This window comes from Flagellimonas oceani (assembly GCF_011068285.1).
Taxonomy (GTDB): domain Bacteria; phylum Bacteroidota; class Bacteroidia; order Flavobacteriales; family Flavobacteriaceae; genus Flagellimonas; species Flagellimonas oceani.
The window spans coordinates 3,137,332-3,152,126 of sequence record NZ_CP049616.1; the positions used below are offsets into that span (position 1 = coordinate 3,137,332).

Consider the following 14,795-nt stretch of genomic DNA (forward strand, 5'->3'; position numbering starts at 1 on the left):
TCTTTTTCTCGACATGAACTGCATCTGCAGTTATGCTGTGCAGTAGTAAGTTAAAAAATATTTATCACAAGATTGATTCAAGAGGAAAGAATAAACCCTAAACCCCAGCTTCTTCCTTGACCAACTCGGCCTCAAAAAGTGTAGTGAAATGTTTCAGAAGCTTTGCTTTTACTTCCTCCATATCCACTTCCTTCTGGCCAAGCTCAACATTTAAAGAAGTAACCGCTTTGTCCTTGATGCCGCAGGGAATCATCATATCAAAATAGCCCAAATCAGCATTCACATTTAGGGCAAAACCGTGCATGGTCACCCAGCGACTTGCACGTACGCCCATGGCACATATTTTACGGGCAAATGGAGTGCCCACATCCAACCAAACACCGGTTTCACCCTTGGAGCGTTCGGCTTTAAGACCGTATTCGGCCAAGGTAAGAATCACCATTTCCTCCAAAAAACGAAGGTATTTGTGGATATCCGTAAAGAAGTTATCCAAATCCAAAATAGGATAGCCCACCACTTGGCCCGGGCCGTGATAGGTTATATCCCCGCCACGATTGATTTTATAGAAAGTAGCCCCTTTTTCGGAAAGTTTGCTCTCGTCCACCAAAAGGTTGTTAATGTCGCCGCTCTTTCCCAAAGTGTACACATGCGGGTGCTCCACAAACAAAAAATGATTCGGTGTATCTAAATTGGCTTCCTCGCGGCGGTTCCGAATCTTGGTATCCACAATGTTCTTAAAAAGAAGCTCTTGGTAATCCCAAGTTTCTTTGTAATCCTTTAATCCCAGATCCTGTACGGCAACTTTCTTGTTCATGCCACAAAGATACGAAGCAGGGGAATGGAAAACTATTTCTCCAGTTCCACTTCCAAATCCAATACTGATGGATTCTTCATCAACTCCAAAAAATTCACCTCATAGATCAAGGTTTTGCCATCCTGACTAAAGGTCGCTTCTTCAGCTGTAGTAGATTTTATCTTTTTGGGAAAGTGATATTTTAAGGTGTACGTGGATCCAGAAAGGAACATTTCGGCTCCCTGCAAGCTGTCCAATTGTTGCTCAAACAATTCTTGATCGACAATTTTAGCGGTACGGGTAAACTTATTTTTATTAAAGGTATAATTCACTTCTGTTGGTTGTTCGGCAGGCTTCATTTGGCCTTGTTGAGGATTGGATTTGCCCCCAATAGAACTCGCATCTTGAAAAGCTCCGAAAGCATCGTTTACCTCGCTCACGTTTTTGAAGTCACTGAATAAATCGAACATCATCTCCTTTTTTTTAGGATTCATAACCATGCGCATATGGAACGGTTCCAGTTTTTTCAATTTCTCTTGTTCCTCAATGGGCAACTGGGCAATACTATCTTTCTTCTCTTCTAAAAAATCCTTGAATGAAATAATGGAATCTATAGGTTTCTCATTGGTTTTGGCCATTTCTTCCCCGGCCATTTCCATCATCTCGGAGCCATCAAAATTGATGGACAGCTTTCCGGAACCATCCTCGTTGATATGGATTTCCTCCGTGAAATTACAGGATGCAGCTATAACGATAAGTGCGGCAACCAATGCGTATTGAATCTTTTTCATGATTTTATTAATGGTTAGTGTATTCAACGGTATATATGTCAAAAGTACCACAATCAATGAAAACCCAAAACGAGAAATAGCAATTTTGGATAAACAGCAACACATTTTAAAAAAACAAGCCGTTCGGAAGCCTGTAGGATACATCCGAATCCATAGTAGTTTTAAAATCCAGGAATAAATCCGCTAATTGGGGTTGTTCAAAATGACCAGGGCAGCGATTACACCGGGAACCCAACCGCAAAGGGTCAGTAAAAAAACGATAAGAATAGAGCCACATCCCTTGCCTATCACGGACAACGGAGGGAATAGAATGGCCAATAAAACTCTCCAGAAACTCATTGATTATATGATTTGATTGATGATACTTATAGGTAGTTAAAATGCGAGTTTTGTTACAGAAAACCACTATTTTTAACCAAAATCGGTCAAAAAATGCGGTTTTTCGTCCTTATCCTACTCTTTATCAATTCATTTTCCCTATTGGGTCAATATCGTATTTCCGGGCAGGTTTCCCCAGAAAATGCAGGCAATTCCATTTACTTGTCATTGGTGGAGGACTACCGGAAATCTTCACGGGTGTACTTGGATCAAATTGTACAGAAATCGGAAGTGGATTCCCTAGGCCAGTTTTATTTTGAAGGCAATAATCTAAATGAACAAAATCGTATGTATCGTATCCATTTGGATGGCTGTTCGGACAATACAGGAGCCAATCACTTTTTGGGCAGATGCAACAACAGTAAGAATGTACTCTTTATCGCCAACAATAAAGATACGCTTCAATTCCCCACCTCTTTTGAAGACCAAGCACTGTGCACCATAACATCAACCAACACAAAGTCGGGCCTGCTTTTGGAAATTGAGGGCTTAAAAGAACATATGGCCTATGATTTTGCTGATTATCCCAGTGAAGCCAAGAAAAAACTGAATCTGGCCAAATGGTTCAATACCCTACACACCTTTGGAAAAGAAGCCAACGAACCACTGGCAGAACTGTACATTTATGATTTTTTGTCGGACAAACGGAACGAAACTTTTCGGTTTTACCTGGAAGACTTGACGACCACCGATTATTATGAAAATCTGTCCGAAAGATTGACAACAAGCTATCCCGAAGCTGAATTCACGCAGCAATACCAAGCTGAAATAACCACGGACAAAGAATTGGCCAGTTTCAACAAGCCAAAATCATCCAAATGGAACCGGACGATCATTGCGCTTTTGGCAGTTTCTCTTTTGGGAAATGTACTGTTCTTTCTTGGCAAGAAAAAAAGGAGCACTTCTCAATTACTTGAAAAACTGACGCCCCAAGAGCAAAAAATCGTCAACCTGATGCTGGAAAACAAGACCAACAAAGAGATTGCATCAGAGCTTTTTGTAAGCGTAAGTACCATAAAAACGCACATCAATAATTTGTATAAAAAATTGGATGTCACCTCTAGGGAACAAATGTCCTTTCGCTTTAAAAAATAAGGGAACTACGTCCTTTTTTATCTCCTAAACTGGATGGACTTGAACTTGTCCTCCTATGGCTTTCAAAACCTTCATAATTGTTGCGAACTGCGGTTTTGAACCATCGGAAAGTGCTTTATACAAACTAGGTCGACTCAATCCGGTTTCCTCGGAAATTTTTGTCATTCCGATGGCCTTTGCAATATGCCCAATGGCATTTACCACGTCACCGCTATCACCTTCTTCTAAAACAGTATTGAGGTATTCCGCAATCATTTCCTTGCTGTCCAAATAATCCGCTATGTCGAATTTTGAGGTTTCCATTTGCTATGCTTTTAACTTATTCCAAATTTCCTTTGCTTTCTTGATGTCTCTTTTTTGAGAACTTTTGTCACCACCCGCCAGTAAAACAATAATCCTACCGTTCTTTTCTTTAAAATAAACCCGATATCCTTTGGCAAAATGTATTCGAATTTCACTGATTCCATTTCCAACACTTTTACAATCACCAAAATGCCCGTCATTTTCAATCCTCTGAATTCTAAATAGGATCTTAGCCTTCGCTCTTATATCTTTCAATCTTCTTAGCCACCTATCGAACTCTACAGTTTTTTCAATAAAGAACATATAAAAATTGTATCCAATTGGATACAAATATAGTTTTAATTCTTGAATCTCGAATGAATGCCCATATTAATTTTACGTGACCATAAAAGATTGATTCTCCACTTCCAATAACAAAATCAACCCCCGGTCTAGTCCCCATTTCCAACGTGTAAAAATTCCTTCAGCTATTGATTTTAGTGAATTTGCCCTCAAACCATAAATCACATAAAATTATGAAGCGAGTATTGACAGCATTGTGTATGCTATGCATTCTGTGCGTTTCCGCGCAAGAATTCAACAAAGAAATCATCACAGAAAACGGTCGGCAATTGCTAGTGGGTAAAATCAACCTGGAAGGATTGCAATCCCAACCCTATGGCAGCTGGTTCCAAAACAAGTATGACAACTACCATCCCGACGACACTATGGTTACCTTGTTCAAAGAAAAATTGTCGGAATACAACACCAAACTCTTCTTGGGAACTTGGTGTGGCGACAGCAAACGGGAAAGCCCCAGATTCATCAAAATTCTGGAAGCCGCGGATTTTCCGATGGAGCAATTGGAAATCATCGCGCTGGATTACCGCAAAGGACACTACAAAACCAGTCCCACGGGCGAAGAAAAAGGCTTGAACATCATTAAAGTGCCGACCATCATATTTTTTAAAGATGGAAAAGAAGTCAACCGAATCGTGGAAAGTCCATTGGAAACTTTGGAGGAAGATATCGCCCAAATTGTTTTTGAAAAGGACTATGTGCCCAATTATGCATATTAAGTTGGGCCAACGCAAGGATTTAAAGCGCAAAAGTGTAATTTTGCGCTTTAAATTTTTTATAGACTATGCAACTATCGGAACAAGAGATCGTTCGAAGGGAAAAATTGACCAAACTCAGGGAAATGGGGATCAACCCGTATCCCGCAGCATTGTATCCTGTTGATGCCACCTCAAAGAGCATCAAGAATGATTTTGAAGAAGGAAAGAAAGTAGTTATTTCCGGTAGATTGATGTCACGAAGAATCCAAGGAAAAGCTTCTTTTGCCGAACTTCAGGACAGCGAAGGACGTATCCAAGTCTACTTTAACCGTGATGAAATTTGCCCGGATGATGACAAAACCTTGTACAACGATGTGTACAAAAAGTTGCTGGACATCGGGGACATCATCGGTATCGAAGGAGAGTTGTTCAAGACCCAAGTGGGGGAAAAAACCGTGATGGTGAAAAACTTCTCCCTGTTGAGCAAAAGTTTAAGACCGCTGCCCTTACCGAAGGTAAACGACGAAGGAAAAGTATACGATGCCTTCAACGACCCTGAGCTACGCTACCGCCAGCGGTACGTGGATTTGGTGGTGAATCCCCACGTAAAGGACACCTTCATTAAAAGAACAAAAATCACGAATAGCATACGGGAGTTCTACAACCAAAAAGGATATTTGGAAGTCGAGACCCCAATTTTGCAGCCCATTCCCGGTGGAGCGGCCGCACGCCCGTTCTTAACGCATCACAATGCATTGAACGTGCCTTTGTACCTGCGAATTGCCAACGAACTTTATCTAAAAAGATTGATTGTCGGTGGGTTTGATGGCGTGTACGAGTTTTCCAAGGATTTCCGTAACGAGGGAATGGACCGCACCCACAATCCGGAGTTTACCGTAATGGAACTCTACGTGGCCTACAAAGACTACAACTGGATGATGGACACCACCGAAAAACTATTGGAAAAAGTGGCCATTGATGCCACAGGAAGTTCCAAAGTAAAGGTGGGCGATCACGAAATAGAATTTAAGGCCCCTTACCCAAGGGTTCCGATTTTGGAAGCCATTAAAATTCATACGGGTTACGATGTGGCCGATATGGAAGAGGACGAACTCCGCGAAGTGGCCAAGAAATTGGATATTGAAGTGGATGGGACGATGGGCATCGGTAAATTAATCGATGAGATTTTTGGTGAAAAATGCGAGCATCATTACATCCAGCCGACCTTTATTATTGATTATCCGAAGGAAATGAGTCCGTTGACCAAAGAGCACCGAACCAATCCAAGGCTTACGGAGCGTTTTGAGTTGATGGTGAACGGCAAGGAATTGGCCAATGCCTATTCCGAGCTTAACGACCCTATTGATCAGCGCGAGCGGTTTGAAGATCAGCTCAAACTCTCCGAAAAAGGAGATGATGAAGCGATGTTCATTGACCAAGATTTCTTGCGTGCTTTGGAATATGGTATGCCCCCAACCTCTGGAATCGGAATTGGAATTGACCGTTTGGTAATGTTGATGACCAACAATTCATCCATCCAAGAAGTGTTGTTCTTCCCGCAAATGCGGCCTGAGAAGAAAAAAGTAGAATTGACCGAGGAAGAAAAAACCATTGTGGACATCATTAAACCACAAGGAGAAATGTCCCTGGCCGAACTTAAAGCAAAAGCCGGATTGAGTGGCAAAAAATGGGACAAGAGTACTAAATCCCTTACCAAACATGGACTTATCAAAGTAGAGAAAACCGAGAATGATCTTTTGGTAAAATATACGGGATAGCACAAAAATCTTATCCTTATCAAATACAAACCCCTGAGCTTCAAAACCTGTTCAGGGGTTTCGTTTTTAAAAAAATTTCTATCTTACCACCGTTTTCTTCCCGAGCGGAAGGGAACTTTCCAGCAGCATACCCCAATAATCTTACTAAAATCTACTTATATGAAAAGAATGAAATTAGCATTCCTTTTCGTGCTGTTGGTATCTTTTACCGGAATGGCACAAGAGGTAACAGGAACCGTCTATGACGACCAAAACGTACCCTTGCCCGGAGCTTCGGTCCAAGTAAAGGGAACAACTACGGGAGCCATCACCGACTTTGATGGCAACTATTCCATAGCAGCAAGCACTGGGGACATCTTGGTGTTTTCCTATGTCGGGTTCAATACCCAAGAAGCGACCGTGACCGGCAGTACATTGGACGTAACACTGCAAGCCGGACTCGAACTCGAAAATGTTGTGGTTGTAGGATCAAGAAACGCCAACCGAACCTCTACCGATTCCCCAGTACCCGTTGATGTGTTGGATGTAACCGAACTTGTACAATCCGCACCGCAGGTCACCGTTACCGAAATCCTGAACTACGCAGCGCCGTCGTTCACATCAAATCCGCAGACCATTTCCGATGGTACGGACCATATTGCCCCCGCAGCTTTGCGCGGACTTGGGCCCGACCAGGTTTTGGTGCTCATCAATGGAAAAAGGCGGCACAAAACCGGATTGGTGAACGTAAACGGGACATTTGGCCGTGGAAGCGTTGGGACAGATATGACAACTATTCCATCCAACTCCATTTCCAGAATCGAGATCCTTAGGGACGGTGCTGCCGCCCAATATGGTTCCGATGCCATTGCCGGTGTTATCAACATCGTTCTTAAAAATACGGTGAACGAATTACAGGTAGATGTGAACACAGGAGCCCATTTTACCAGCGAGCATAGTCCACAAAAGAAAATCGATGGTGAAAAGGTAAATCTAGGATTGAATTACGGATTGCCCATTGGAAAAGAGGGTGGATTTATCAATTTTACTGGGAATTTCAACCACCGCGGATGGACCAATCGCATGCAAGAATGGGAAGGTTCTATATTTCATGCAGCCAATGCAATAGAAAGAGTGGCAAATGAAGCGGGATATGATGTTTCCAAACTTTTGGACAATGATATTTCTGATGTTCAACAATATGCTTCACAGGTAGGTTATTTTAGTCAAGAGACCATTAATGCAATCAATAATGCCAATACTTATGAAGAAATTTTCGGAATAAATGATGGAGTCAATTCTCAAGCTGGAATTTTATCTTCCCTGACTTTCAATGATGATGACATTGTCACCGGTATCGCGGGCAATAATGTTACCGATCAAGAGCTTTTAGCCAGGGGTTTGCAACGAAGCGATTTCAACATGCGGGTCGGTCAATCCAAGCTGAGGGGCGCCCAGTTCTTTGCCAACCTTTCCATACCGTTGGATGAGAATTTGGAGATCTACGGGTTTGGCGGTCTGAGTTTTAAAAATGGTAATGCAGGTGGTTTTTACCGCCTTCCGAACCAGTCGCGCACCTACTCCCCTGCCTATCCAAATGGTTTCTTGCCAGAAATCAATTCCAATATTGTTGACAAATCCGCAGCATTTGGAATCAAGGGAATGATCGGGGATTGGAACGTTGACTTTAGTAATTCCTATGGAAAGAACGAGTTCATGTACCACGTTACAAACTCCAACAATGCTTCAATGGAAAATGCGACTCCTTTTCAAGCAAACTCGGGTGGGTTCGACTATAGTGAAAACACCTCCAATTTTGATATGAGCCGCTTTTATGAAGATACCATGGCAGGCTTGAACATTGCTTTCGGGGCCGAATACCGTGTGGAAAATTACGGTATCATAGCCGGAGAGGAAATCTCCTATGCGCAATACAACACCCTGGGCATTCCACACGATCCCACCGATCCAGATTCAGTAGTTCCGACGGATTTTTTCGGCAATTCCAGACCTGGTGGCATTCAAGTTTTTCCAGGCTTTAAACCTGATAATGAGGTAAATGCCTTCAGAAACACCATTGCGGGCTATTTTGATGTGGAAGCTGATTTTACCGAATCCATTTTGCTCAGTGGAGCGGTCAGGTATGAAAACTTCTCCGATTTTGGGGGAACCTTGAACTTTAAGGTGGCCACAAGATTGAAAATTTCGGAAAACTTCAATTTTAGAGGTGGTGGACAAACGGGCTTTAGAGCTCCATCATTACATCAAATCCATTACAGCTCCACATCCACCCTATTTGTGGATGGGGTACCGAACGAAGTTGGTGTTTTTCCGAACACCTCAAGGGTGGCCCGATTGCTGGGCATAGAACCTTTGAAAGAGGAAACATCGGTAGGTGCAACGGCCGGGTTTACGGCACGAGTGCCCAGTGCCAACCTAAAATTTACTTTGGACGGATTCCTCATCAATATCGATGATCGAGTAATCCTCACCGGACAGTTTGATGATAACGACAATGCCGAATTGGCAAACCTGTTCCAACAGGCCAATGCCACACAGGCTGCTTTCTTTGCAAACTCTGTGGATACCCAGACCAAAGGTTTGGATTTTGTTGTGGACCACAAAGCGAACATCTCGGACAATGTTTCACTGACCAACACTTTGGCCATGACCGTATCCGAAACGACCGTTGAAAAGGTGAAAGTTCCCGAAGCTATTGCGGATGCGGGACTTAGCGACACCTATTTTGACCCAACAAGTCGAATCTATTTGGAATCTGCAGTGCCCACCACCAAAGGAAACCTATCCCACAACGTAAAAGTCGGGGACAATTGGAGCTTCTTTTTGCGAAACGGGTATTTTGGCGAAGTGAGGGAAGCTACCAATGAAGAAGACCCTACCATCGACTATACATTTGGGGCAAAAATTGTGACCGATCTGACCATTGGCTTCAATTTTACCGAAAGTGCAACATTCACCATTGGAGCCAATAACCTTTTGGATGTTTATCCGGACGAGAACGATCCTGCTTTTAGATCGGAGGGTAGGTTTATCTACTCAAGGAGGTCTGTTCAATTTGGACAGAACGGAAGATACGTCTTTGGCAGATTGACCTTCAAAATCAAATAAACCAATCACTTTTCTAATTATTTTTCATATTGAAGCCCCATCACGGGGCTTCTTTATTTTTATCTTTTAACAAAAAAGCATAGCTTAGAACCCCAATGGAACTAAGCAAAAAAATTGGGCTGGTCCTAGGGCCGGTCGTGTTTCTTGTATTGAACTTGTTGCCTTTTGAAATCGTTTCGGAAAAGGGCGACCCCGTAATATCGGTTGCGGCATGGATGCTGATATGGTGGATTACCGAAGCTGTCTCCATATCCGTTACCGCACTCCTTCCCTTGCTACTACTGCCTATTCTAAAGATTCTGCCCATTGCGGAAGTTGGTGCCAATTATGGAAGCCCCATTGTATTTCTGTTCTTTGGTGGCTTTGTGATGGCTCTTGCCCTGGAAAAGGTAAACCTGCACCGTAGGATTGCCCTGAACATTATTAGGCTCACTGGAACCACTCCAAACAAGGTGATTTTGGGTTTTATGATCGCCACCGCAACTTTGAGCATGTGGATCAGCAATACGGCAAGTACGGTGGTAATGTTGCCTATTGCCATTTCAGTCATCAATCTATTGATCAATGACGAGGACGGCTTTACCAAGAACGATCAGAATTTTGCGCTTTGTGTGATGCTCGGTATCGCCTTTTCCGCCAATGCAGGGGGAATTGCCACGGTAATTGGTACACCTCCAAATTCTGTTTTAATAGGTCTTTTGGAAAACGAATACAATACGGAAATCTCTTTTTTAAAGTGGATGACCATTGGGTTGCCGTTTTCCATCATTATGATAGGGATTTGCTACGTGGTTCTGGTAAAATGGATGTTTCCCAACAAAGATTTAAAGTTCAGTGCCTCCAAGGAGGTCATTCAGGTGGAACTGGAAAAACTGGGCCCTACCACCGGAAAGGAAAAAATGGTTTTGGCAATTTTTGCCGTAACGGTTTTCCTATGGATTTTTAGGACATTGATCAACAACCTATTCCCGAACCTTGGCCTTACGGATACCATGATCAGCATTTTTGCCGCGGTCGCTCTTTTTGCCATTCCCTATAACATAAAAAAGGGGGATTTCATCATCACCTGGAAGGATACCTCTAAATTGGCGTGGGGAATATTGATACTTTTCGGAGGTGGACTTGCCTTAGCGCAGGGAATGTCAACCAGTGGCATTGTGGATATGGTAGCGAACAGCATAGCCCAAAGCGAAATAAGCATATTGTTCACGGCTGCACTTTTGATATTCCTAATGCTCTTTATGACGGAATTGATGAGCAATGTAGCGCTAGTGGCTGTTTTGGCCCCTGTAGTGGCAGGTATTGCGATTGGTCTGGATATTCCAATGCTACACCTATTGATTCCCGTGACCATTGCCAGTAGTTGTGCATTCATGCTTCCGATGGCCACTCCTCCCAATGCCATTGTATTTGCGAGTGGCTACGTAAAGATTCCACAAATGGCCCGTGTTGGTGTCATTTTGAACTTGATTGCCGTAGTGTTGCTTGTTTTAGTTTTCCAGTTTGTGATTCCGCTATTGTTTTAAACTAAAAATGCCCCTCCGGGCGGAAGGGCATTTTCACAAACTAACTAACTCAAAAAAATGTAAGAAACTAACTCAAACTAACGCTTTAACCCTTAGCAAGCAAAGCGTAACTCTTTGTTAGGTACAAAGTTATAACCCTTTTTTGTGAAGATTATTATAATTAGTCTTTTGTTAACGTCGCAATAAAAACCTAAGGGCCCTATCCTTTTTGAAAGTTTTCACCATTTACTGAAATAATTTTATCAAAACATCTATATGACTGAATTATCCTTACAATAAAAGCTGTTTTGCTACAAATACCACCATCACATATGTTGGTGTTATTTTTTTGTTAACCAGACACTTATTAGATTTTCTTAACAAACAGATGGTCTACAAAAGTAAAAACCCCTCGGTCGAGGGGTTTTCATAGCTAACTCAAATAAGTTGTAAAATGAGAACATTTTACTGCATTGACCCTGAGTAAGGATCAAAATTTTCAGGGAGATACTTGGAAGTATCAAAGCCCAGTTCCATATTTTCTTCTTCCATGTAGTTTACCGAAGTAATGGCTATAACATCTGTGTAGGGATCAAAACCTTCTGGCAATAGATATTCGCTATCGATTCCCAATACAAGCTCGGTTTCTTCTTCCAAGTAGGTAATCGATTTTAGGTCGATATACATCTCGTAAGGTGAAAAGCCTTCGGGCAAGTAATCTTTGGTGTCAAATCCAAGGTCCATATCCTCGTCCTCCATGTAGTTGATGGAATGTACATCCACCACATCTGTGTAAGGGTTGAAATTCTCCGGCAAATACTTTTGGACATCAAAGCCCAATGAAGGATCTACATTGTTTTCGAGGTATATGATGGAATTCAAATCAAAATAGCTTTTGTGGGGATCAAAACCTTCTGGAAGATAATCCGCGGTATCAAAACCAAGATCTACCTCTGGTTCTTCCTCCAAATACACTATTTCATTTAAATTCAATTCATACCAGGCATAATCTGCCATTTCTGAAGTTGAATCGTTTAACGCTGCTCCTATGTTCAAGGTGGTCAAACTGTTTTCTAAACTACCCGGTGTTTCGGACTGTACCGCTACAACCTTGGTATTTTGTTGGTCGTTGGCTATGGCGGTACTACTTAATAATACACTACCATAAATTAATAATAACTTGTTCATTTTTTGATTGAATTTTGTGATTGATGATATGCTTATAAGACTGACCAAAACCGAAAATGTTACAGTCTTTAGGAAATTTTCACAAATTCCAAACGTCCGTTAAGCCCAGCCATACGGGGCGATTACCTCCAAACCATCAGTAAAAGGCAGGACTCCCAAAGGTTGGGGCATTCCGTTAAAAAAACAGTTGTTAATATTTATTTAACAGTTAGTTTTCATGAATTTTAGGTTCTTTGAATGCTTATAGTTATTCAAACGAACATATAATGATCAAAAATTTACTCCCTCGACTACTTGTAGTCATTATTCTATTGGGTACCGTTCAAAATACGGACGCCCAACTTTTCAAAAAGAAAAAGAAAGAAACCGAACAAAAAAAGGACGACAAATCCAAACCTGGCGATATAAAACCTTACGATAAGGTAATCACCAAGGATGCAAAAACCGACGAAGGTCTCTTCAGTGTGCATACCGTAGATGACAAACGTTATTACGAAATCCCCGATTCCCTGTTCAACCGCGAAATGTTAATGGTGAGCCGAATCTCCAAAACAGCGACAGGCATTGGTTTTGGTGGTGGAAAAATCAACACGCAAGTACTCCGCTGGGAAAAAAAGGACAAAAAAGTATTGGTCCGTGTAGCTTCTTATGAAAATGTGGCGGCAGATTCCCTTCCGGTTCACGAAGCTGTGGTAAACTCCAACTTTGAACCGGTACTTTTTTCGTTCGACATCAAGGCCATCAATAAAAAAGATTCCTTGAACCCCGCAACGGTAATCGAAATCGACCCCATGTTCACCGATGATGTAAAAGCACTTGGGTTTCCCGATAGTTACCGAAAAAGATTCAAAGTAACCAGAATGGACGGTGATCGAAGCTATATCGAATCCATCAAAAGTTATCCTTTGAACATTGAGGCAAGACACGTAAAAACGTATCTATCCAGTGAACCGCCCAGCAATTCCAGCTTGGGGTCCATTTCTTTGGAAATCAACAACTCCATGATCTTATTGCCCAAAGAACCTATGAAACGTCGTTATTTTGACAGACGTGTGGGTTGGTTTGCCCGAGGCCAGGTAGATTATGGACTTGAGGCACAGGAAAGCAAAACAGTAACGTATCTAGATCGTTGGAGACTTGAGGTCAAAGACGAGGATATTGAAAAATACAAGGCCGGTGAGCTGGTGGAGCCCAAAAAACCAATCGTTTATTATGTGGACAGGGCCACACCCAAAGAGTGGGTCCCATACATTAAACAAGGTATAGAAGATTGGCAAGTGGCCTTTGAGGCCGCAGGTTTTAAAAACGCCATTATCGCCAAAGACCCTCCATCTGTTGAAGAAGACCCAGAGTGGTCCCCTGAAGATGTAAGATATTCTGTAGTGCGCTATTTGGCATCCCCGATTCCAAATGCCAACGGCCCGCACGTGAGCGACCCAAGGAGCGGCGAAATTTTGGAGTCGGACATTAACTGGTACCACAATGTAATGAGCTTGCTACGCGGCTGGTATTTTGTGCAGACCGCTGCCATTAACCCAGAGGCTCAAAAAACAGAATTCAAGGAAGAAATTATGGGTCGTTTGATACGATTTGTATCCTCCCACGAGGTCGGGCACACACTTGGATTGCCCCACAATATGGGAAGCAGCGTTGCATATCCGGTCGACTCGTTGCGCTCTGCAAGTTTTACAAAGAAATATGGCACTGCGCCGTCCATTATGGATTATGCCCGTTTCAACTATGTTGCCCAACCCGGTGACGAGGGTGTTGCCTTGATGCCAAATATTGGTATTTACGACAAGTATTCCATCAAATGGGGATACAAGCCTATTTTGGACAAAACCGCAGAAGAGGAAAAACCGATTTTGAACAGTTGGATCTTGGAACACGCAGGTGACCCCATGTACCGTTTCGGACACCAACAAGTAGGAGACATACACGACCCAAGTTCACAGACCGAGGATTTAGGCGACGATGCCATGGAGGCCAGTATGTACGGTATCGAAAACTTAAAGCGCATTGTGCCACAATTAATTGAATGGACTACAGAGGACGGCGAAAATTATGACGACCTCGAAACCATGTACGGTCATGTAGTGGCCCAGTTCAGCAGATATATGGGGCATGTCTCCAACAACATTGGAGGCGTTTATGAATACCACAAAACCGCTGATCAAGAAGGGGCCGTTTATACCCATGTGAGCAAGGAACATCAAAAAAGGGCGATGGATTTTATGCAGGAACAACTTTTTGAGACTCCCGAGTGGCTAATTGACCGGAACATTTTCAATAAAATTGAATACTCTGGTTCCATAGAGCGAATCCGTTCCACACAGGAACGTTACTTGAACACCATGTTACATTTGGGAAAATTGGCCCGACTCATCGAAAATGAAACTTTGAACGGTGACGAGGCCTATGGATTGGTGGAGATGATGCGCGACCTTCGCAGAGGTATTTGGTCCGAGACACGAAATGGAAAAACCATCGACACCTACCGCAGAAACCTCCAAAAAGCACATATTGACCGATTGGAATACCTGATGACTGCCGACAGTCAAAGCAAGCAGCCCGATTTCGGGGGGTATAGAAAATCCACACCGATCAACACCAGCCAGTCGGATATTCGTTCGGTGGCACGTGCCGAACTCAACAACCTTAAAAGCGATATCAGAGGCGGTCTTGCCAGAATTTCGGACACCATGAGCCGTTACCATCTGCAAGACGCTTTGGAGCGCATAGACCTTATATTGGAGCCTACAAAGTAGCTGTTCTTTAAACAGGTAAACACCCGCAAGGTGTGGTCGTTGTCGTTCATC

At 42.7% G+C, this 14,795-nt stretch carries 12 protein-coding genes; 6 read left to right on the plus strand and 6 right to left on the minus strand.

Going from position 1 to position 14,795, the window contains the following annotated elements; all coding sequences use genetic code 11:
• Positions 1–97: 97 nt before the first annotated feature.
• The 3 genes from lipB to GVT53_RS14305 all read right to left on the minus strand — a co-directional run bounded on the left by lipB (position 98) and on the right by GVT53_RS14305 (position 1,923).
• Positions 98–814: a lipoyl(octanoyl) transferase LipB gene (gene lipB, locus GVT53_RS14295; protein WP_166249181.1), complete on the minus strand. Its 717-nt coding sequence runs from the start codon at positions 812–814 to the stop codon at positions 98–100.
• Between the two features lie 32 nt (positions 815–846).
• The gene (locus tag GVT53_RS14300) at positions 847–1,584 is read right to left on the minus strand and encodes a hypothetical protein (protein WP_166249182.1); all 738 of its coding nucleotides are present in this window, start codon (positions 1,582–1,584) and stop codon (positions 847–849) included.
• A 183-nt stretch (positions 1,585–1,767) separates the two neighbouring features.
• A complete protein-coding gene (locus GVT53_RS14305; protein ID WP_090291467.1) occupies positions 1,768–1,923 on the minus strand; it encodes a YqaE/Pmp3 family membrane protein in 156 nt (51 codons plus the stop codon).
• 93 nt (positions 1,924–2,016) lie between these two features.
• On the opposite strand from GVT53_RS14305, the gene GVT53_RS14310 reads away from it, so the two are divergent.
• Positions 2,017–3,057, plus strand: a complete 1,041-nt coding sequence (locus tag GVT53_RS14310; protein ID WP_166249183.1) for a response regulator transcription factor — start codon at positions 2,017–2,019, stop codon at positions 3,055–3,057.
• Positions 3,058–3,081: 24 nt separating this feature from the next.
• On the opposite strand, the gene GVT53_RS14315 is transcribed toward GVT53_RS14310, so the two are convergent.
• Both GVT53_RS14315 and GVT53_RS14320 read right to left on the minus strand, forming a co-directional pair.
• Positions 3,082–3,360 carry an addiction module antidote protein gene (locus GVT53_RS14315; RefSeq protein WP_166249184.1) on the minus strand — a complete coding sequence of 93 codons (279 nt, stop codon included), beginning with the start codon at positions 3,358–3,360 and terminating at the stop codon, positions 3,082–3,084.
• 3 nt (positions 3,361–3,363) lie between these two features.
• Positions 3,364–3,663 carry a type II toxin-antitoxin system RelE/ParE family toxin gene (locus GVT53_RS14320; RefSeq protein WP_166249185.1) on the minus strand — a complete coding sequence of 100 codons (300 nt, stop codon included), beginning with the start codon at positions 3,661–3,663 and terminating at the stop codon, positions 3,364–3,366.
• A 212-nt stretch (positions 3,664–3,875) separates the two neighbouring features.
• Here GVT53_RS14320 and GVT53_RS14325 point away from each other — a divergent pair, with 212 nt between their 5' ends.
• The 4 genes from GVT53_RS14325 to GVT53_RS14340 all read left to right on the plus strand — a co-directional run bounded on the left by GVT53_RS14325 (position 3,876) and on the right by GVT53_RS14340 (position 10,809).
• The gene (locus GVT53_RS14325; protein ID WP_166249186.1) at positions 3,876–4,418 is read left to right on the plus strand and encodes a thioredoxin family protein; all 543 of its coding nucleotides are present in this window, start codon (positions 3,876–3,878) and stop codon (positions 4,416–4,418) included.
• A 65-nt stretch (positions 4,419–4,483) separates the two neighbouring features.
• Complete coding sequence (gene lysS, locus GVT53_RS14330; RefSeq protein WP_166249187.1) at positions 4,484–6,175, plus strand: lysine--tRNA ligase; 1,692 nt, start codon at positions 4,484–4,486, stop codon at positions 6,173–6,175.
• A 159-nt stretch (positions 6,176–6,334) separates the two neighbouring features.
• Complete coding sequence (locus GVT53_RS14335; RefSeq protein ID WP_166249188.1) at positions 6,335–9,283, plus strand: TonB-dependent receptor; 2,949 nt, start codon at positions 6,335–6,337, stop codon at positions 9,281–9,283.
• A gap of 95 nt (positions 9,284–9,378) precedes the next feature.
• Entirely contained in the window at positions 9,379–10,809 is a 1,431-nt protein-coding gene (locus tag GVT53_RS14340; RefSeq protein ID WP_166249189.1) for an SLC13 family permease, read from the plus strand.
• 444 nt (positions 10,810–11,253) lie between these two features.
• On the opposite strand, the gene GVT53_RS14345 is transcribed toward GVT53_RS14340, so the two are convergent.
• On the minus strand, positions 11,254–11,976 hold the full coding sequence (locus tag GVT53_RS14345) for a hypothetical protein (protein ID WP_166249190.1): 723 nt from the start codon (positions 11,974–11,976) through the stop codon (positions 11,254–11,256).
• Positions 11,977–12,242: 266 nt separating this feature from the next.
• Between GVT53_RS14345 and GVT53_RS14350 the strand changes: the two genes are divergently transcribed.
• Positions 12,243–14,744, plus strand: coding sequence for a zinc-dependent metalloprotease (locus GVT53_RS14350; RefSeq protein ID WP_166249191.1), 2,502 nt, complete (start codon positions 12,243–12,245; stop codon positions 14,742–14,744).
• Positions 14,745–14,795 lie beyond the last annotated feature (51 nt).